20 protein-coding genes are annotated in these 18146 nt (G+C 61.0%); all 20 read right to left on the reverse strand.

Annotated features, from left to right (window positions below):
- Positions 1-2: 2 nt before the first annotated feature.
- Positions 3-1304 carry a hypothetical protein gene (locus NQ490_RS03925; protein WP_040917816.1) on the reverse strand — a complete coding sequence of 434 codons (1302 nt, stop codon included), beginning with the start codon at positions 1302-1304 and terminating at the stop codon, positions 3-5.
- A 55-nt stretch (positions 1305-1359) separates the two neighbouring features.
- On the reverse strand, positions 1360-2127 hold the full coding sequence (locus NQ490_RS03930; protein ID WP_007047549.1) for a ZIP family metal transporter: 768 nt from the start codon (positions 2125-2127) through the stop codon (positions 1360-1362).
- A gap of 107 nt (positions 2128-2234) precedes the next feature.
- The gene (gene deoC / locus NQ490_RS03935) at positions 2235-2888 is read right to left on the reverse strand and encodes a deoxyribose-phosphate aldolase (RefSeq protein ID WP_040918209.1); all 654 of its coding nucleotides are present in this window, start codon (positions 2886-2888) and stop codon (positions 2235-2237) included.
- A gap of 17 nt (positions 2889-2905) precedes the next feature.
- Complete coding sequence (locus tag NQ490_RS03940) at positions 2906-3064, reverse strand: hypothetical protein (RefSeq protein ID WP_007047552.1); 159 nt, start codon at positions 3062-3064, stop codon at positions 2906-2908.
- Between the two features lie 68 nt (positions 3065-3132).
- Entirely contained in the window at positions 3133-3582 is a 450-nt protein-coding gene (locus NQ490_RS03945) for a GtrA family protein (protein WP_007047553.1), read from the reverse strand.
- A gap of 72 nt (positions 3583-3654) precedes the next feature.
- Positions 3655-5574 (reverse strand): bifunctional 4-hydroxy-3-methylbut-2-enyl diphosphate reductase/30S ribosomal protein S1, encoded by a 1920-nt coding sequence (locus NQ490_RS03950; RefSeq protein ID WP_007047554.1) that lies wholly within the window; start codon positions 5572-5574, stop codon positions 3655-3657.
- Between the two features lie 22 nt (positions 5575-5596).
- On the reverse strand, positions 5597-6307 hold the full coding sequence (locus NQ490_RS03955; protein WP_007047555.1) for a lysophospholipid acyltransferase family protein: 711 nt from the start codon (positions 6305-6307) through the stop codon (positions 5597-5599).
- 14 nt (positions 6308-6321) lie between these two features.
- The gene (gene cmk, locus NQ490_RS03960; RefSeq protein ID WP_007047556.1) at positions 6322-6984 is read right to left on the reverse strand and encodes a (d)CMP kinase; all 663 of its coding nucleotides are present in this window, start codon (positions 6982-6984) and stop codon (positions 6322-6324) included.
- Between the two features lie 46 nt (positions 6985-7030).
- On the reverse strand, positions 7031-8263 hold the full coding sequence (locus tag NQ490_RS03965; protein ID WP_007047557.1) for a BaiN/RdsA family NAD(P)/FAD-dependent oxidoreductase: 1233 nt from the start codon (positions 8261-8263) through the stop codon (positions 7031-7033).
- Positions 8260-9948 (reverse strand): hypothetical protein, encoded by a 1689-nt coding sequence (locus tag NQ490_RS03970; RefSeq protein ID WP_007047558.1) that lies wholly within the window; start codon positions 9946-9948, stop codon positions 8260-8262. The genes NQ490_RS03965 and NQ490_RS03970 overlap by 4 nt, the downstream gene beginning before the upstream one ends.
- Positions 9945-10859 carry a glycosyltransferase gene (locus NQ490_RS03975; RefSeq protein ID WP_007047559.1) on the reverse strand — a complete coding sequence of 305 codons (915 nt, stop codon included), beginning with the start codon at positions 10857-10859 and terminating at the stop codon, positions 9945-9947. Before NQ490_RS03975 ends, NQ490_RS03970 begins: the two co-directional genes overlap by 4 nt.
- Complete coding sequence (locus NQ490_RS03980) at positions 10856-11974, reverse strand: FAD-dependent oxidoreductase (protein WP_007047560.1); 1119 nt, start codon at positions 11972-11974, stop codon at positions 10856-10858. Before NQ490_RS03980 ends, NQ490_RS03975 begins: the two co-directional genes overlap by 4 nt.
- An 87-nt stretch (positions 11975-12061) precedes the next feature.
- Positions 12062-12862 carry a glycosyltransferase family 2 protein gene (locus NQ490_RS03985; RefSeq protein WP_007047561.1) on the reverse strand — a complete coding sequence of 267 codons (801 nt, stop codon included), beginning with the start codon at positions 12860-12862 and terminating at the stop codon, positions 12062-12064.
- Entirely contained in the window at positions 12859-13647 is a 789-nt protein-coding gene (locus tag NQ490_RS03990; RefSeq protein WP_007047562.1) for a sugar phosphate isomerase/epimerase family protein, read from the reverse strand. The genes NQ490_RS03985 and NQ490_RS03990 overlap by 4 nt, the downstream gene beginning before the upstream one ends.
- Positions 13634-14578 (reverse strand): sugar nucleotide-binding protein, encoded by a 945-nt coding sequence (locus NQ490_RS03995; RefSeq protein ID WP_198005056.1) that lies wholly within the window; start codon positions 14576-14578, stop codon positions 13634-13636. The genes NQ490_RS03990 and NQ490_RS03995 overlap by 14 nt, the downstream gene beginning before the upstream one ends.
- 99 nt (positions 14579-14677) lie before the next feature.
- A complete protein-coding gene (hisH, locus tag NQ490_RS04000) occupies positions 14678-15325 on the reverse strand; it encodes an imidazole glycerol phosphate synthase subunit HisH (RefSeq protein WP_007047564.1) in 648 nt (215 codons plus the stop codon).
- Positions 15322-16089 (reverse strand): imidazole glycerol phosphate synthase subunit HisF, encoded by a 768-nt coding sequence (gene hisF / locus NQ490_RS04005; protein WP_007047565.1) that lies wholly within the window; start codon positions 16087-16089, stop codon positions 15322-15324. Before hisF ends, hisH begins: the two co-directional genes overlap by 4 nt.
- Positions 16090-16113: 24 nt before the next feature.
- The gene (locus tag NQ490_RS04010; RefSeq protein WP_007047566.1) at positions 16114-17487 is read right to left on the reverse strand and encodes an N-acetyl sugar amidotransferase; all 1374 of its coding nucleotides are present in this window, start codon (positions 17485-17487) and stop codon (positions 16114-16116) included.
- Between the two features lie 139 nt (positions 17488-17626).
- Positions 17627-17929, reverse strand: coding sequence for a Dabb family protein (locus NQ490_RS04015; RefSeq protein ID WP_007047567.1), 303 nt, complete (start codon positions 17927-17929; stop codon positions 17627-17629).
- Positions 17926-18144 (reverse strand): hypothetical protein, encoded by a 219-nt coding sequence (locus tag NQ490_RS04020; protein ID WP_007047568.1) that lies wholly within the window; start codon positions 18142-18144, stop codon positions 17926-17928. Before NQ490_RS04020 ends, NQ490_RS04015 begins: the two co-directional genes overlap by 4 nt.
- Positions 18145-18146 lie beyond the last annotated feature (2 nt).

Genomic DNA, 18146 nt, shown 5'->3' on the forward strand with positions numbered 1-18146 from the left:
CCTCATTCCAGTCCCAGCAGCACTGTGCTGCCGGTGATGGAGTCAATACTGAGTCCGTAATAGGGTGTCACGATCCGCGCCTGCAACTGCTGGCTGCCGATGTTGGCGATCCGCTCGTAGCTTGCCGCACCGCTGTCGGTCTCCTCCGCCGGGTCCACCACCCGCATCTCGCAGTAGACGGTGGTGCCGTCACTGTTGCAGATCATCCAGCCATTGCCCGCGGGATTGCTGCGGATCAGGATGCTGCCGTGCATGGATTCCGGCAGGGACATATAAAAATTGTTTTTGCTGTCATAGATGCCGAAATGACTGTGTCCCCCGTCGGCACCGGCATAGTCCTTCCACAGCAAGAAAACCAGACTCTTGTCCATGGGCGACTGCAGATTCCCGCCGTCATCCACCTCCACGGGGATGTCCACCGTGCCGTTGCCGTCGATGTCCCGGCTGAGCAGCTCGGTGTGGTAGCGCAGGGTGCTGCGCTGGGGGTCTGTCAGGCCCGGAGGATGATAGGGCTGCAGGAAGCCTGTCTCCTCATCGTAGAGGATGATGTCCGACACCAGGCTGTTGTTGCCCGACCAGGCATCCATCACGAGATACATGGCATCATCCCGCCCCTGCCCGGCACTCAGCGCCGCGCAGCCGCTGTAGGATCCCTCCCCCAGATTCAGCGTCTGGTAGGAACGGAATTCCCCGTCCACGTTGGTCAGCAGCTGCAGGGTCACACCGCCGTACTCGGTATCGGTGGGCAGCGCCAGCACCAGATCCTGGGTATCTCCCTTGCCGGTGAAATCCCCCAACACCATCTCGCTGTAGCGATTGCTGATGATGGTGGAAAGCTCGGTACCGTTGTATTCATACACCACCAGGTAGCGGTCCCCCTGGGCGCTGCCGTACCCCGCCAGAATCTGCTGGCTCTGGGCATCCCGCAGGTGGGCGGCCGAGAAGGTTTCCACCTCGCTGGAAAGTCCCTCCACCGTGCGGCTGACCTGCCAGCTGTCCTCCCCGTTGGGTTCCAGCACCGCCAGAAAGACGTTGGAGCCTGTGGTGTCGGCGGTATACAGCACCGCCGCTTCCTGGGTGCCGTCACCATCCCAGTCGCCGAAGGCAAAGGGAGAAAGGAAGTCGCCGCTGGCGGGATACTTCAGCGTGGCACTGCCCCCCAGATAGCTGTTGAGGGCTTTCTGCACGGCAGCCGACTCGCCGGAAAGCTGCGGTGCCCGCAGCAGCGTCTCCACGTCATTGGAGGTGCTGCAACCGCTGAGCAGCACAACGCCCAGCGCAAGGGCGATGATTCGGCTCTTCACGCGGCATCCCTCCCGGCATTTTTTCAACATTGATACAGGGTATAGTATAACACATTCAGGGCAAAGCCGCAATGCCCAGCAGCATCAGCAGGATGCCCGCCGCCGCACCGGGAAGTCCGACGATCCGGTTCCGTCCGGTCAGCGCCGCAGGCAGCAGCTGTCCCAAAGCCACCCACAGCATGACCCCCGCCACCAGCACCACCGTACCGTTGAGGAACCCCGGGGTAAACCACCGCTGCAGAAAAAGAAGAGCCAGCACCGCTCCCGCCGGTTCGGCCAATCCCGAGAGGAAGGCCGCCAGGGCTCCCAGCGTCCGGCTGTGCAGGGCAAAGACAAAGGGCACCGCCACAGCCAGTCCTTCGGGAATGTTGTGCAGGGCGATGGCCAGGGTGGTGCGCCATCCCAGGGCCGGGTCCGCCGTTCCGGCAAAGAGGGTCAGCACGCCTTCGGGAAAATTGTGCAGCAGCAGGGCCGTGCCGGTGAGCAGCGCGGTGCGCAGGGCCGCCGTGCGGGCGCTGTCCCCCGCCAGGCGCAACGCCAGTTCGGCCTCGTCGGGCAACAGCCGTCCCAGCAGGGCCGCCACCACCATGCCAGCCAGCAGCAACAGAACCAGCGCCGCTCCGCAGCCCAGCGGTGGCAGATAGGCACTGTAAAAGGTCAGCGCCCCGGGCACCAGATCAGCCAGCGAGGCTGCCAGCATAACGCCTCCCGCAAAACCGGCGCTGACGGTGAGCAGCTTTTCGCCGGGGCGGAAGAGCAGGGCGATGAGGCCGCCCAGGCCGGTGGACAGCCCGGCCAGGGTGGTGAGCAGCAATGGATGCATAGACAAAAGCCCCCTTGTGGTTTTTTCAAACCTATGCAAAGGGGCCGGGCTCTATACAAAAAGCGCCCGCTGGGCAGCGGGCGCAGAAGTGATGGCTTGGTTCCGGATCAGTAGCCGCTGCCGGACTCGCCGGTGGTCAGCAGCTTGACGGCACGGGAGGTACCCAGGCGGTCAGCGCCCAGGTCGAGGAACTTTTCGATGTCCTCCACGGTGGAGATGCCGCCCGCCGCCTTGATCTTGCAGCGACCCTTGACGTGCTCGGCAAAAAGTTCCACGTCATGGAAGGTGGCGCCGCCGGTGGAGAAACCGGTGGAAGTCTTGATGAAGTCGGCACCGGCTTCGGGCACGATGTCGCACATCTTGATCTTTTCCTCATCGGTGAGCAGGCAGGTCTCGATGATGACCTTGAGCACCTTGTCTCCCACAGCCGCCTTGACGGCGGCGATGTCGGCACGGACGTCATCGTACTGCTTGTTCTTCAGCCAGCCGATGTTGATGACCATATCCACTTCCGAGGCGCCGTTTTCCACCGCCGTCTTGGCCTCAAAGGCCTTGCTCCGGGTGTCCATGGCACCCAGAGGGAAACCGACGACGCAGCACACCGGCACCCGACCGGCCATATATTCCACCGCCTGCTTGACATAGCAGGTGTTGATGCAGACCGAAGCACAGTGGTTGGCGATGGCCTCATCGCAGAGAGTCTGGATCTGGGGCCAGGTGGCCTCCGGCTTGAGCAGGGTGTGATCCACCTTGCTCAGCATATATTCCTTGGTGTATTTCAACGGAAATTATCTCCTTTCGTACAGTGTTTGCACAGACGTGCCTGGTGCAGGCCCAGTGCCGAGAAGACGATGGACGTGATGCTGATCGTGGCACCGACAATGCCCAGGATCAGACCGACCAGGCGAAAACCGTGACCGCGGACTTTCTTGTTCATGAGAGTTGCCTCCTTCGGGAATCAGAAAATCGTACAAACCGACCGTAGATACCACGGCGGCTGAAGCCTTATTTCTTTTTAAAAATGAACAGTTTGCTGAACACGTAGTTGGAGAGGATGACCATGACCTGGCTGAACAGCTTGACGCCCATGGCCCACAGTTCGCCGTTGGCCGCGGCAAACGCCACATGGGGCCCGATGAGGGAGACCCCCAGCCAGATGATGCACTGGTCCATGATCATCGTGGCAATGCGGCAGGACACAAACTGCCCGAACTCCGCCAGGGCCGCCTTGCCCTTGTTCTCGCTGCGGAAAACGAAGGTGTGGTTGGTCCAATAGGCGAAGAGGATACAGATGATGTTGTCGATGACGTTGCCGATGCCGGCGGCAAAGTCCGTGCCGAAGGCTGCCTGGAACGCCGCGAACAGCACCAGGTTCAACAGGGTGGCCACCCCGCCGAAGAACAGGTAGGCCAGGCCCTCGTAATATTTTACGATGAAATCTTTGATTTTTTGCATAATTCCACTTTTTTCAACAAAAAGGGCCTGCCTGTACTGACAGGCAGGCCCCCTTACGGTTGCGAAGAAAAATTATTCGGCGCTCTCGTCCTCGTTCAGGCAAGCCTTCATGGACAGGCTGATGCGCTTGCGGTCGAAGTCGACGTTGGTCAGCTTGACGCGGACCTCGTCGCCCACCTTCAGCACATCGGACACCTTGTTGACGCGCTCGTTGCTGATCTCGCTGATGTGAACGAGACCGTCGATGCCCGGCATGATGCGGACAAAGGCGCCAAACTTGGTGATGGAGACCACCGGAGCGGTGAACTCGGTGCCCACGGGCACTTCATTCTCCAGCTTGACCCAGGGGTTGTCCTCTTCCTTCTTGTAGCCCAGGGAGACCTTCTGGTTCTCGGGATCGTAGCTCTTGACGTAGACTTCGATCTCATCGCCCACGTTGACGACCTCAGAGGGATGCTTGATGTTGGACCAGCTCAGCTCGCTGATGTGGCACAGACCGTCCACACCGCCGATGTCCACGAAAGCACCGTAAGAAGTCAGGCTCTTCACGACGCCCTGGTACTTCTTGCCGACCTCGACATTGGCCCAGAACTCCTCGCGCTTGGCCTTGTTGGCCTCGGCGGTCACCTTGTTGATGCTGCCGACGATCTTGCGGCCGGCGCACTCGGTGATGACCAGCTTGACATGCTGACCCACCAGCTTGGTGTAGTCCTCGTCACGGCGCATGGTGGCCTGAGAACGGGGCACGAAGACGCGCACGCCCTTCACATTGACGACCACACCGCCCTTGTTGGCTTCCATGACATCGCCTTCCATGACGGTGCCGTTTTCGGCAGCCTCAGCGACGTCCTTCATGCCCTTCTGGGCCTCGAAACGGACACGGGAAAGGGTATCCACGCCTTCCTGGTCGTTGGTCTTCACAACCACCAGATCCAGCTCGTCATCTACCTTAACAAGGTCTTCCATCTTGGCGTTGGGGTCATGGCTCATCTCACGCAGCGTCACAACGCCGGTGTGCTTGGAGCCATCGATGCCGACGACACATTCCGTCGGGGAAACGCTGATGACCTTGGCTTTTACGATCTTGCCTGCATACAGGGGTTTTGCTTCAGATGCTGCGAGCATCTCCTCAAAACTCATGTCGTCACGGATCTCTTCACTCATACTGTTAAGTACCTCCTCAATTATAGACGAAGGCGTTGAAGCCCCGGCCGTCACGCCCACCGTTTCGGCACCAGCCAGCCATGCAGGGTCGAGTTCATCAGCAGTCTCGACGTTGATGGCGGTGGTATGCCTGGCGGCGACCTGTAACAGCTTTTGGGTATTGGAAGAATGATGACCACCAATGACGACCATACGATCACATTTTTGGCTGAGGTCTTCCGCTTCCTGTTGCCTCGCCCACGTTGCGTTACATATTGTATCAAAAATTTCGGCTTTTGTACACTCTTTTTTTAAAAAAGCTTTGCAGCTTTCCCAACTTTCTACACGAAAAGTCGTCTGCGCCACCACATGAATGGACTCTTGTTGCAAAAGCTCCGGCAGCAAATTCTGCAGCTCTTCCAGATCGGCAAAAACCCGCACCGGGCCCGTCGCATGGCCCACAATTCCCTGTACTTCGGGGTGGTTCGCATCCCCTGCCACCAGCAGAAGCGCACCTTTTTTGCCCGCTTCTGCGGCCAATTTATGGATTTTTGCTACAAACGGGCAGGTGGCGTCATGATACGCCAGGCCACGTGTGCTTATTTTCTCATACACATTTTGCGGCACACCGTGACTTCGGATAATCACCTCGTACCCGTCGGGCACATCCTCCACCCCGTCACAGGTCAGCGCACCCTTGGCTTCCAGGTCCTGCACCACCTGCGGGTTGTGGATCAGGGGCCCCAGCGTCGCTACGCGGCGCCCCTGCCCCAAAAGATCATAGGTCAGCTTGACGGCCCGGTCCACGCCGAAGCAGAAACCGGCGGTCTTGGCTCGGATGACTTTCATAAACGGACTCCTTGTGAAATGTTCAGGTTTGGGACGGGGTATCCCCCTGGGGCAGCGGCGGGGCCACAGAACCGGCCGACGCCTCCTCCTGCACGGGATAGGGTTCAAAGGCGTTCTCCTCCAGCAGGGTTTCCAGCGCAGTCTTGAGCTTGTTCTTCATATGACGCAGTGCCGTGACCTTATGCCCTGCATCGGCGATCTGCAATTCCGAAGCGGGGATAGCCGGACCGAAAACGATGCGGATACGGCAGAACAGGTGCAGCTTGCCGTCCTTGGTATGGTAGATGATGCGGCAGGGCAGCATGTCGGCCCCCGCCGCCGCAGCAATGACAAAAGCACCGCTTTTCAGGACCCCCAGTTTGCCGTTCTTGGTGCGGGTGCCTTCGGGGAAGATCAGCACGCCGGTGCCCTTGCGGCAGGCCGAAGTGACCCTGTCGATGGTGGCGGTGTCCCCCTTGCCGCGCTCGATGGAGACTGCCCCCATGCAGCGCAGGAACCAGCCGATGAAAGGATTCTTGAAAAGTTCCTCTTTGGCAAGCACGCACATGCGGCGCCAGTCCATGACGGCAATGGCGATGAACACGGGGTCCAGGTTGGCGATGTGGTTGGACGCGATCACATAGGCACGGCCGTCGCGCACGGCCTTATAGTGTTCCAGGCCGACGACCTCGATGCGCCAGACGAGCCGCGCGAGAACCCAGACGATGGGCAGAATGATCCAATACAGCAGCATGTGCGGCCTCCCTGTCAGATGTGTTCCAGGATCGTGCGCTTGAGCAGCGCAAAACTCTGGTCGAAATCAATGTCGCTGGTGTCCACCAGAACAGCGTCCTCCGCCTGCTTCAGCGGCGCAATCTCCCGGTGGGTGTCCTGATAGTCCCGCTGGCGGATGTCCGCCAGTACCGTCTCATAGGCTGCATTCTGCCCTTTTTCCTGCAGTTCCTTGCAGCGGCGCTGTGCGCGGGCCTCAGGGCTGGCGGTCAGGAAGATCTTGACGGTGGCATGGGGCAGCACCACGGTGCCGATATCCCGGCCGTCCATCAGCACATTCTGGTTGGCAGCCAGGCTGCGCTGGGTATCCAGCAGGAAGTTCCGCACCGGCGGATGGGCCGACACGGCCGATGCCGCCATGCCGATGGCCTCGGCACGGATGGCTTCGCTCACGTCCTCCCCGTTCAGGTAGACATGCTGAGTGCCGTCCTCCAGACGGATGTCCAGCCGGATCTGGGGCAGCAGTGCCGCCACGGCATCGGCATTGTGCAGATCGGCGCCCTGCCGCGCAGCATAGAGCCCGATAGTCCGGTACATGGCACCGGTATCCACATAGACATAGCCCAGGTCTGCCGCCAGCCGCTTGGCCAGGCTGGACTTACCGGCCCCGGAAGGGCCGTCGATGGCAACAGAAATCATGGAAAAACACCTCGTATCCTATTGTTGACGGGCAGAGCGCCCGGATTCATCCTTGGTTTTCTGCAACGGCACGCACCGCCGCCTGGGCCGTGGACCAGGCGATCTGCAGATTGTAGCCGCCGGTGCGGGCATCCACATCCAACACTTCCCCGGCGAAATACAGTCCCCCACAGCATTTGCTGGCCATGGTCTTGGGGTCCACCTCCCGCACATCCACGCCGCCTGCCGTGACCACCGCATGTTCCCGGTCGCCCAGGGCGGTGATGGGGACCTGCCAGTGTTTGCACAGCCGGACCAGCGCCTGCTTCTGCTCTTTGGTGATCTGCGCAGCCCGGGTGGCGGGGTCCACACCCCATTTTTCCACCGCCACGGGGCGCATGGAGTGAGGCAGCAGCTTTTCCAGCGCCCCCTGGGCACTGTGCCCGCCAAGGGCGGCAAAATCCCGGGTCAGCCGGTCATAGAGGGTCTTCTCGTCCAGGGCCGGCTTGAGGTCAAACTCACAGACATACCGGTGACGGGCCAGATCCTCGATGTAGGTACTGGCCGACAGCACCAGCGGTCCCGACAGGCCGAAGTGGGTGAACAGCGCCTCGCCCTGCTCCGAGAACAGCGGTTTGCCGTCACAAAGCAGCGTCAGTTTCACGTTGCGCAGTGAGAGCCCCATCATTTTGCGGCAGGCCGGGTCGGGGCTGACCAGGCTGCAGAGGCTGGGCTGCGGCGGCACAATGGCGTGTCCCGCCTGTTCAGCCAGTTTGTAGCCGCTGCCGTCGCTGCCGGTGACCGGGTAGCTGATGCCGCCGGTGGCGATCAGGGTGGCCGACGCCCGCAAAGTCTGACCGCGGTCGGTCACGGCGCCCCGGCAGACGCCTTCCTCCAGGAGCAGCTTCCTGGCGCTGCCGCGCACAAACTCTGCCTCCCGGGCATAGCTGCGCAGCGCGGCCAGCACATCCGCCGCCCGGTCACTCCGGGGAAAGACCCGGCGGCCCCGCTCGGTTTTCAGCGGCACACCGAGGGATTCAAACAGTTCCATCGCTGCCGAAGGCGGAAAGGCATACAGGCTGGAATAAAGAAACCGGCCGTTGTGGCGCACAAAGGGCAGGAATTCCCGCACATCGCTGTCGCTGGTGACGTTGCATCGTCCTTTTCCGGTGATGAGCAGTTTCTGTCCCGGGCCCTTGGGGTTGTGTTCCAGCACCGTGACCCGCAGCCCGCGGGCGCAGGCAGCCCCCGCCGCCATCAGGCCGGCGGCACCGCCCCCGATGATCAGAAGATCGGTCATGCAGCGTTCTCCTTTCCTTTTTTCGGTCTGCCGAACGCTGCGGCCGACACAAACGCATAGAGCAAAAACAGCGGATGCACCGTAGCCAGGTACATGGTACTGGTGCCGATGCCAAAGCTGGACACTTCCACAAAGGCGATCATGGCACAGCGCAGCAGCGCCATGCCCAGAACTCCGAAGAGCAGCAGCCAGGGCACCACCTCGCCGGCGGTGCGGCGGCGCAGCACCCGCGGCAGCGCTGCGAAATGGCAGACCAACCCCGCCAGCAGCCCCAGCCACAACAGGGCACGATAGACCCAGGCGATGGCTTCCATCACGCCGAAGGCCATCTTCTGCCAGGGGCTGTAATAGGGCGTATCCTTGCCCGCCTCAGCGGCGTTGTTGAGGCCGCAGTGCAGATAGGAGGACCACTGTGCAATATCCTCCTCGGTGCCGATGGAGCGCAGCGTTTCATAGGGCGCACAGTCCGCAAAGGTCACTACATGGACGATCCCCCGCACCGTCTCGGCCAGGGTAGGCGCCACATAGGATGCCTTGATGGGCTGGCTGGTGGCCGCCCGCTCCCCCGTGCGGCTGGGCAGGGTACCGTCATCGCAGGCTGCGTTGATAGCATCGGCCACACGCTGCCAGTAGGCGTCCGCCTTCTGGGGGGTATCGTAGATGCCCTCATACTGGGCGGCACGGCGGATGGCCCAGTAGAAACTGCCTGCCCGGTAATCGTCCAGCTGCGGGTCCCGGAAATCATTCTGCATCTGGAGGTCTTCCTCCAGCCAGTAGGCCAGCGGTTCCAGTTCGGGTACCGCCTCGTAGATACGGGCGCGGGCGTCGGCAGGTACCGAGAGCAGCGGTTCCTCGCTGTCGGTATCCACCCGCATCATGGCGCCCATGGCCGCGGCAAAGGAACCTTCCGAAAAATCCGACAGGGCAAACACGCCGTAATGGCTGTAATTGAGGCCGCAGAAAGTCAGCACGGCTGCCGCCAGCACACCGTAGGGCAGGAGCTGGGCGGCGCAGCTGCGCCAGCGTCGGCCACGGACCAGCACCACCACCATAACGACGGTGGCCACCGCCGCAAAGGGCAGCAGGAACAGCCCTGCGTCCTCGCGGTCAAGGTAGGCGCAGCTCAGACCAATGCCGGCCGCCAGCACCCAGGGCCAGCGGCGCGTTCCGGCGGCAGGTGCGCGCACGATCCGGAGCGCCGCGCCGGCCATACCGGCGAAAAAAATCAGGCAGAGCGCCGGAAAGATGTTATCCCGATAAAAGCGCAAAGTGTAGGACGCCCAGCTGGAGGGCAGAAAGGCCAGCAAGGCAAACAGCGCCAGAGTACAGATTCGGCTTGTGTTTTTTTGCCGCCACAACGGAGAAAACGCAAAGGCCGCCAGCAGCGAAGCAGCGCACCACAAGGCTGCCCCCGCCACGAGATAGGGCAGATGCAGTAGATGGAGCAGCGCCGCCCACACCGGAAAAAACATGGCCTTGGAGAGGGTCAGGTAGTCATAGGCCCCCAGCCACTCCCCTGCCGAGACGGCGTTGGCCGCGCGGAACATCAGTTCATCGTCCAGCGGCGCGCCGCCCACCCAAGTATATGCCTGCTGAAAGCCGGTGAGTGCGCAGCGCAAACACACCAGCAGTGCGACGCACAGCCAGAAGGCGCGGGAGCTCAGTTGCAGGCGGGATTTTTTCATTTTTGCAGTTTCTCGATGCTTTCCACAAGATATTTCTGCTGTTTGAAGGTCAGATCCAGCAGCAGGGACAGATATTTGACCACAATGGTCAGCACGGCAAACAGACCGGCAAAGCCCACGGTGATGACGAACATCGTGGTCGTCCACCCGGCCACCGGATGTCCGGTAAAGAAAATCACAAGGGTGTACAGCAATTCGGCCAGGGCCAGCACCAGCATGCAGAGGGTGATGCCCATGCTGGTCTTGAAGCCGGCGTCGGTGTAGAGCGCCAGGCTGTCCACCGCCAGATTGAAGCGTCCCGCCTGCTTTTCGATCATCCGGCCGTCAAACACCAGGTCGGTCATTTTGAGGCCGGAGGCCGCGTAGGCAGCCTTCCGGTAGGGCAGATGGGCACTGGAAGCGTGTACCCGGTTGATGGCCCGCCGGGTGACAAGCCGGAAGGCATCGGTGCGCAGCCGGTAGGGCGAATGGGAATTGGCGTTGAAGATCTTGTAAAAAAGTTTGCTGGCGCCGCTGCGGGTGGTACGCGGGCAGACCGAGACAATGTCGTTGCCCTGGAGCGCCGTGCGGTAAGCCTCGAAAATGCAGCTTACCGGATAGGGCATCCCGGTGGAATCGAACTCGTAGACGTAATCGCCGATGGAGGCATCCAGCCCGGCGTTCATGGCGTTTTCCAGCCCGTGGTAGAGGCTCATGTGCAGGATGGTCAGCGGGGCAGACTGCTCTTTGCCCCAGGCGCGCAGGGCTTCCACCGTGTCGTCGCTGCAGGCGTCGTCCACCGCGATGAGCTCGTACTGGGCAAAATGGGCATCCAGCTCGGCCGCGATGGTCCGGCAGAATTCCGCCGCCCGGGGGCCGTCATTGTGGAGATAGACGACCGCCGAAATAAAGTTTTTCTCTTTGGTATTCACAGTTCCAGCACCTCGTCCAAATCGTATACCGTGTTGATCTTGCCCGACAATACGCTCACCAGCTTGGGTTCCTCACACATCACCCGGATCACCGTAGGCCGGGAGTCATCGATCTCGCTGGCTTTCAGGATGGGCTTCATGCTGAACAGGCTGCTGTGGTAGGCAAAGCCGTATTCCTCTTTCAGATACTTCCGGGCCAGTCGGCTCATGTAGGGCCAGGCGCTCACCGGCTTGGCCGGGCACTCGTTGCAGTTATAAAGGCTGCCCGGCGCACAGCGGCCGCCGCTCTCCTGCTGGCAAGGGAAGGTTGCCACGCTGTCGTAACTGGTTTCGTGGGGGGTGAAGGTCACGCTGGTCAGGCTGTGCAGCCCGGTCTGTCCGAAAGGCATCAGACTGAAAAACGGCCCGTCCATCACCGTGATGCCGGTGTTTTTCAGCCGCTCGTCCACTGTACAAAGAATCAGTTCACACTTTTCGTACTTGATCTGGAAAGGCGGCAGTCCCAGCAGGGCGTGCACATCATTCACACCCGCATAGGTGGCATTGAGCAGGTAAGGCGCTTCGGCGGTGATCTCCCCCGCCGTCACCCGCCATGCTCTGCCCACGCGCTCGATGCGTTCCGGCTTATGGTTGTACTGTACCGTTACGTTGGGCTGTTTTGCCAGCTGTTCCAGGAACCACTTCTTCAGCACCTGGGCGTCATAGGTATATTCTGTCGTCAGGAAAGCGCCGTCACACAGGCCGGGATTGAAATACTTGGTGGGGGCCACGTCGTCGCAGCGGATCCCCGCTGCCCCACAAAAGCGGCGGAATTCCGCCGCGTTGGTCCAGGAAAAATGGGCGCTGGTGGCGTAGATCTGGTCGAATTCGGTGTACAGGCAGAAACCGTAATCCCGGCAGAACCGTTCAAAATAATGGGCGCTCTTGATGGCCGTGGAGTAGCTGCGCGGGTAATGATACCCCATATGCACCCGCGCCTGGTTGATATAGGTGGCCCGCATGAAAGGCGCCGGGTCCCGTTCCAGCACCAGGACGCGCTGGCCCGCCGCACCGCATTTCTGCGCCGCATACAGGCCGTACAGTCCGGCTCCCAGGATGATTTTGTCGTAGTTCATGAAAGATCCTTTCTGCTGCGCAGACCGGCCCGGACAGAACACAGCGCTCTTCCCTGTGCGGCGGTTTTCTGCCGCCTGCCCAAAGTGTCACGGATTGTACTTGCCCGCCATGGCAGCCAGCAGGACTTTCAGCAGATCGCTGTTGCCCTTGAAGCCGGTTATCTTGGTGGGCGTTTTGCCGGTGGCCGGGTAGGCCCGGGTAACCGGGACCTCACAGGCGCGCATTCCCAGCTGGGTGGCGCGGATGCTCAGGTAGGCCAGCAGCTCATACCCCTGGAAGACGTCCCGCAGCGGGCGCACTTCGGGATGGGTCAGGTATTCCCGGCTGTAGGCACGGTAAGCATTGGTGGTGTCCGTAAACCACTGGTGAGCCGCCAGGCTGACCAGCGGCGCATGGATGAGGCGCACTGCCGCATAGCGGATGGGCGGCGTATTGATGGCGTGGCCGCCGCTGCGGAACCGGCTGCCCTGGACCAGGTCGTACCCGGCCTGCAGCTTCTCGATAAAGCGGGGCACATCCTCGATGGAATCCTTGTTGTTGCCGTCGATGGTCAGAATTCCCTTGTAGCCCCGGTCCAGCGCGAAATAGATGCCCATGCGCAGCTGGGCCCCCTGCTTGCCGGGGCCAGTCTTGGTGAGCAGCGTATTGACGCCGTAGAGGGCCAGAGTTTCGGGGTTCATGCTGCCGTCGGTGGAACCGCCGTCACAGATCACAATATCGCACAGCTTGTCCACCCCGGCCCGCTGGGCACGGCCCAGTTCGGTCAGGATGCGGGCGCCCTCGTTGATGACGGGGATCAGCAGGCAGTAATCGCTCAGCCGGGCTTCCAGTTCGGCGGCACGGTAATCCGGCACACCGGAGAGGTCATGGCGTTCATATTCGATCATGCAAAAACCTCCGCAACGTAGTCCAGCGTCCGCCGGACAGTGTCCAGATCGGTGTTGGCCATCTCCACCGAGACATAGCCGCGATACCCCACAGCCCCCAGCAGCAGCGCCAGTTCCTTGTGTTCCGGGCGCTTCTGGATGGGCGCAAGGCCCGGCTCACTGATATGCACATGGCTGACGTACTGCAGGTCATCCACAAAATCCTGCAGCCGTTCTCCCTGGGCCAGCATGGTGGAAAGATCCAGATTCACCGCCAGACCGGGATTGTCCAGCCGTTTGACCAGGGCAAAGGCTTCCGCGGTGCCGTTGAGATAGTTGGTATACACCGGCGGGTTGGCCTCGATGGCCAGCCGCACGCCGTACCGCGCCGCCAGATTGCCGGCCTGCATGAAGAAGGATTCCGCCAGAGCATCCTCGGCCCCCAGCGGCCGCATCCGGTTCTTGGGGCAGCCGAAGACCAGCGACGGGCAGTTCAGACTGTGGGCAAACTGAAAAGCCCCCGCCGTATAATCCAGCAGTTCCTCACTCTGGGCCGCATCAAAAATATTGCCCTTCTGGCCGTACCAGATACTCTGCAGGCTGGGCACTTCAAAGCCCCAGCGGTTTTTCAGGTAGCCGCCGAAGAGAGCGGCGGAGGTCAGATTCTCATAGGGCTCCGCCGGAAAGATCCGGGTGGGGGCGATCTCCAGGCCGGTGAATCCGGCCTGCTGCATCGCGGTGTAGACCGCTTCGTCGTCATTTTTATGCCATGCAATGTTGGAGATGGCCAGCTTACATACGGGCATCGTCCCGCTCCTTTCCCGGCTGCAAAAAATTCCGTATATCGTCCAGTTCTTCCTGTTCGGTGCAGAGATAGGCCCCGCTGCCGCCCAGAAGCCGCGCGTACTTGCTGCGCAGGTCGTAATCAAAGGGAGGCTTGGGCAGTTCGTTATGCCAGTCGGTTTTGCCGGTCACCGCGGTATACACCCTTTCCGCCGAGAGGGGCGGTGTGCAGAGGTGAAGCAGATGCAGCCCCGCCGCCCGCGCGGTACCAATATCATTCCACAGGCGGCCCAGGTTGTAGAACTGGTAGCGGCTGCGGGAATCGGTGAAAGCCAGGGCGTTGAAGTCATTGCCGGCAAAGAAGTCCCGCAGTGCGGCAGCATTTACGGCGCCGTTGAGCTTGTAAAAACCGTTGTCCGCCAGGGTATAGCCGTCCCGCACCAGCGCCGATTTCCGGGAAAGTTCGTCGTATTTTTCCGGCTTGAGCATGGACGGCGTGATGGTGCGCAGATCGTACAGGAAGTTTTTCTTGAGTCCCTTGCCATACAGCGCCGGCAGACGCACAATAAGGGCATCGGGGAAATCCTCCCGCACCCAATGCTCCAGCTGCAGCCGGTTGCGGCCGTAAGCCGAAAGGTTTCCGGTATCGGGTTGGTCGTCCTCATCCTTGCCGCGGCTGTCGCCATAGACGGCAATGCTGGAGATCAGTACCAGCGCTTTGGGGGCGATTTTGCGCAGATTTTCCCGGGCGGCCGCCATGACCGCCAGGTCCGCCTCGGGGTCGGCGTTGGCCAGGAACATAGCCGCCGGCACCCCCGCGTACACACAAAGATCGGGGCGGCTGCCATACTGTACCGCCACGTCCTTGCTGTGGCAGACCGCCGCAAAATCGTGGGCGGCCATCAGATTGCCGCCCACAAATCCGGTGGATCCTACCAGAAGATCATTGTGCACACGCTTCGCCCCATTTCTACACATTCATACAGAATACATTATAGCCGATTGCCATATAAAAAGCAACGCCCCGCGTCGGGCTGGACGCGGGGCGAAGGCTTATTTTTGACAAATGTTTATAAATTGACTGATGATCGACAATCCCACCGGACCGGATTTTTCGGGATGGAACTGACAGCCCACCACCGGCCCATGGGCAGCGACCGCACAGACGCTGCGTCCGCCGTAGCGGGTATCGGCCAGGCGGTCTGCCTCATCGGCGGGCTTGGCCTCGTAGCTGTGGATGAAGTAGCACTCCTGGCCGGGGGTCACCTCCGCCAGCACGGTACCGGCAAAGTCGGCATGGCCGCCCGCCGGAAACAGCGGATCCCAGCTGATGTGGGGCACCTTCTGGGGATGGCCCTGCACATCGGTATCGGGAATTTTTACCACCCGGCCGGGGATCAGACCCAGACCCGGGTAGGTGCCGAATTCCTCCGATTCATCAAAGAGCATCTGCATTCCCAGACAGATGCCCAGCAAAGGGGTTCCCTCCGCGGCCTTTTGCCGGATAACATCCACGAGGCCCAGCCGCTCCAGGCCGGCCATGCCGTCCCGGAAAGCGCCCACGCCCGGCAGTACCAGCGCTTCGGCGGCTCGCACATCCGCCGGGCTGCTGGTCAGCAATGTCTCGGCCCCGCAGTGGGCAAAGGCATTCTGCACGCTGCGCAGGTTGGACAGTCCGTAGTCAATTACCGTGACCTTCATACGCTGCGCACCTCCACGCCTCCGGCCCGGATCTCCTCTTTCAGCTCCGGGACCGTTTCCTTTTCATAATGCAGCACCGCCGCACACGCCACTGCATCGGCCCCTGCCCGGGCCGCCTCCACGATGTCATCGCCGCAGCCCACACCGCCGCCGCAGATCACCGGGATATGCACCGCACTGGTCACCGCCTGGATCAGCTCCAGGTCCATGCCGCGCTGGAGTCCTTCGTTGTCCACGCTCATGAGCAGGATCTCCCCTGCCCCCAGTGCTTCGCCACGCTTGGCCCACTCCACCACATCGTACCCGGAATGGGCACGGCCGTTGTCGTAGTAGGCCTCCCACTTGCCGGGCCAGGTCCGGCTGCGCTTGGCCTGGATGGACAGCACCATGCACTGGCTGCCGAAGGCCTCGGCGATCTCGGTGATGAGCTCGGGGCGCTTGATGGCCGCCGTATTCACCGCCACCTTGTCAGCGCCCATGGAGAGCAGGTGGCGCACATCTTCCACACTGCGCACGCCGCCGCCCACACAGACCGGGATGAATACGTCATCCACCGTCTTGCGCACGATGTCGCTGAGGTTGTTGCGGTTATACAGGCTGGCTACAATGTCGATATACAACAGCTCGTCGATGCCCTGCTCATAGTAGCGCCTGGCGAACTGGTTGGGGTCGCCCAGTTTGCGCAGCCCCTCCATCTGGATGCCCTTGACGAGGTTGGTGTCCTTGACATCCAGCCGCGCGATCAGGCGTATTTTGTCTGCCATGTGTTTGCCTCCGATTCAACGGGATCAGATCTCGTGGTGGGTACCCTTGGGATCGCCCCAGAGCACCTCGCTGTCGCCCTCGTAGGGGGTGTGACGCAGCTTCCACATGTTGTCCTCCCACTTCCACAGGTGGGGCGAACGGAACCGGTCGGCCAGATGCATGAAGTAGGCCCGGTCCATCTTGGGCTGCTCGAACAGCTGGGACGCATGGGGGAAATGCTGCTTGTCGATGGAGAGATACTGCATGATCTCCTTCTCGAAACGATCGGGATACTCGCCGTCGAATTTCTTGCAGAGCGCCTTGCCTTCCTCCAGGGTGATCTCCTCGTTGCGGATCTCCTGGGCAGCGTCGTAGGTAGTGCGGCCGATGCCGTACTTGATGTAGGTGGTGTAATAGAAGAAATCGTCGATCTTGTCGTCGATGGAGTTGTACTTGGAGTAGGTGCCCTGGGTACGCTCCGGTGCCGGACGGAAGCCACCGTGCTCCACCGAGTAGTAGTAGGCACCCTGGGGATGCCATTTCTCGTAGTAGCCCAGGTAGCGCACCTGGATGTGGTTTTTCTCCAGATTGGAGGTCTCGGAGGGCAGATAGATGGCCAGATCGGCCTTGTCGATCTTGTAGTCCTCCTCCAGCTGGCGCAGACTCACGCCGCCCAGATAGATGTGATCGTAATCGTTCACCGCGAAGAAATGCTCATCCCGCAGTGCCGAGTTGTTGTCGGCGATGGGATTGCCGAACTCGGCCTCGTTCTCGCCGTAGAAGACCAGAGGAATGCCGAACTTGGCCGCCATCTTGGGCGCCAGCTGCTTCTGGCCCAGGATAAAGGGCTGGAAGGGATGGAACAGGTTCTCGGTGGCCAGGCGGGTCAGCAGGCGGTGGGTCATGCCGTTGGGCGTGCACAGATAGTTGTCAAAGCCCGCATGGATCCAGGCCTGCATATTTTCCCAGCCCCAGGGGGTGTAGATATGGGGTGCCCAGGTGACGGTCAGCGGATGCATGCCGTACTTGTACTTGAGCAGGTGCGCGGCATAGAAGCTGTCCTTGCCGCCGGAGCCCGGCACCAGGCAGTCGTAGGAGCCGTCGTTCTTGCGGTACTCGTCGCAGAGTTCCCGCAGTTCCTTCTCCCGCAGCGCCCAGTCGATATGACCGTTGGCCTTGTTGTGGCAGGCGTGGCAGGCATCGCAGACGCCGTCCTCCTGGATGACCATCGTCTTCTTGATGGAATGGATGGTGTGCTCGAACTCATAGCAGGAGTTGGGCTTCTGGTTGCTCATGACGCATTCCTTGCAGAACTGCACATGCTTGGGCAGGCCGTAGTAGGCCTCCAGCTGATCCTCCGGGATATCCGGGGCGTATTTGCTGTAATCAATGTCCACGTAACGGGGTAATTTTTCCATATTTCTGCACTCCAATCCGGCGTTTCCAAATACAAAAAAGGCGCCGTCCGTATGGCGATGCCAAACGGACGGCGCCTTTGCCGTTCCAGCGTATTATAGCACAACTTGCCCCGTTGTGCAAGAGGGGCGGCATTTTTTGTCAGATCGTAAAATCCAGGCAGCTGCGCACCTTGGTGTAGGGGCGCACCTTGCTGTCGGCCACCGCCACATGGGCGGGATGCACCGAGTAGGCCTTGAGGGCCTCCTCATCGGTGAAGGTGCAGTCCAGCATCAGGTCTGCGGTGGAGCTGGCCAGGCAGTCAGCCTGCACGTAGATGGACTCCAGTCCCGGGATCTTGCCGGCGAGGCCTTCCAGTCCCTCCTTGATGCCTGCCTTGACGGCGGCTTTTTCCTCAGCGCTCAGTTCATCCTTCAGCGTCCAGAGAATAATGTGTTTGGTCATACGTTGCTTTCCCCTTTCTGTGTCAGCCCGTAGGTCTTGTACCAGGACAGCAGTTCGCTCAAGGTAAGTTTGCGGGCAAACAGCTGGCGATAGGTGGCAGTCTTCTCCTTGCCCTGGGCTTTGAGCGCTGCCATCTTGTCCGCCGTGCGGGTGTACTCCGTCTCTACCGCCGCCTGCATGGCGCGATAGGCGGTCAGTTGTTCCTGATCATTCATGC

Origin of the sequence: Subdoligranulum variabile, assembly GCF_025152575.1 — a bacterium.
GTDB classification, from domain to species: Bacteria; Bacillota; Clostridia; order Oscillospirales; family Ruminococcaceae; genus Gemmiger; species Gemmiger variabilis.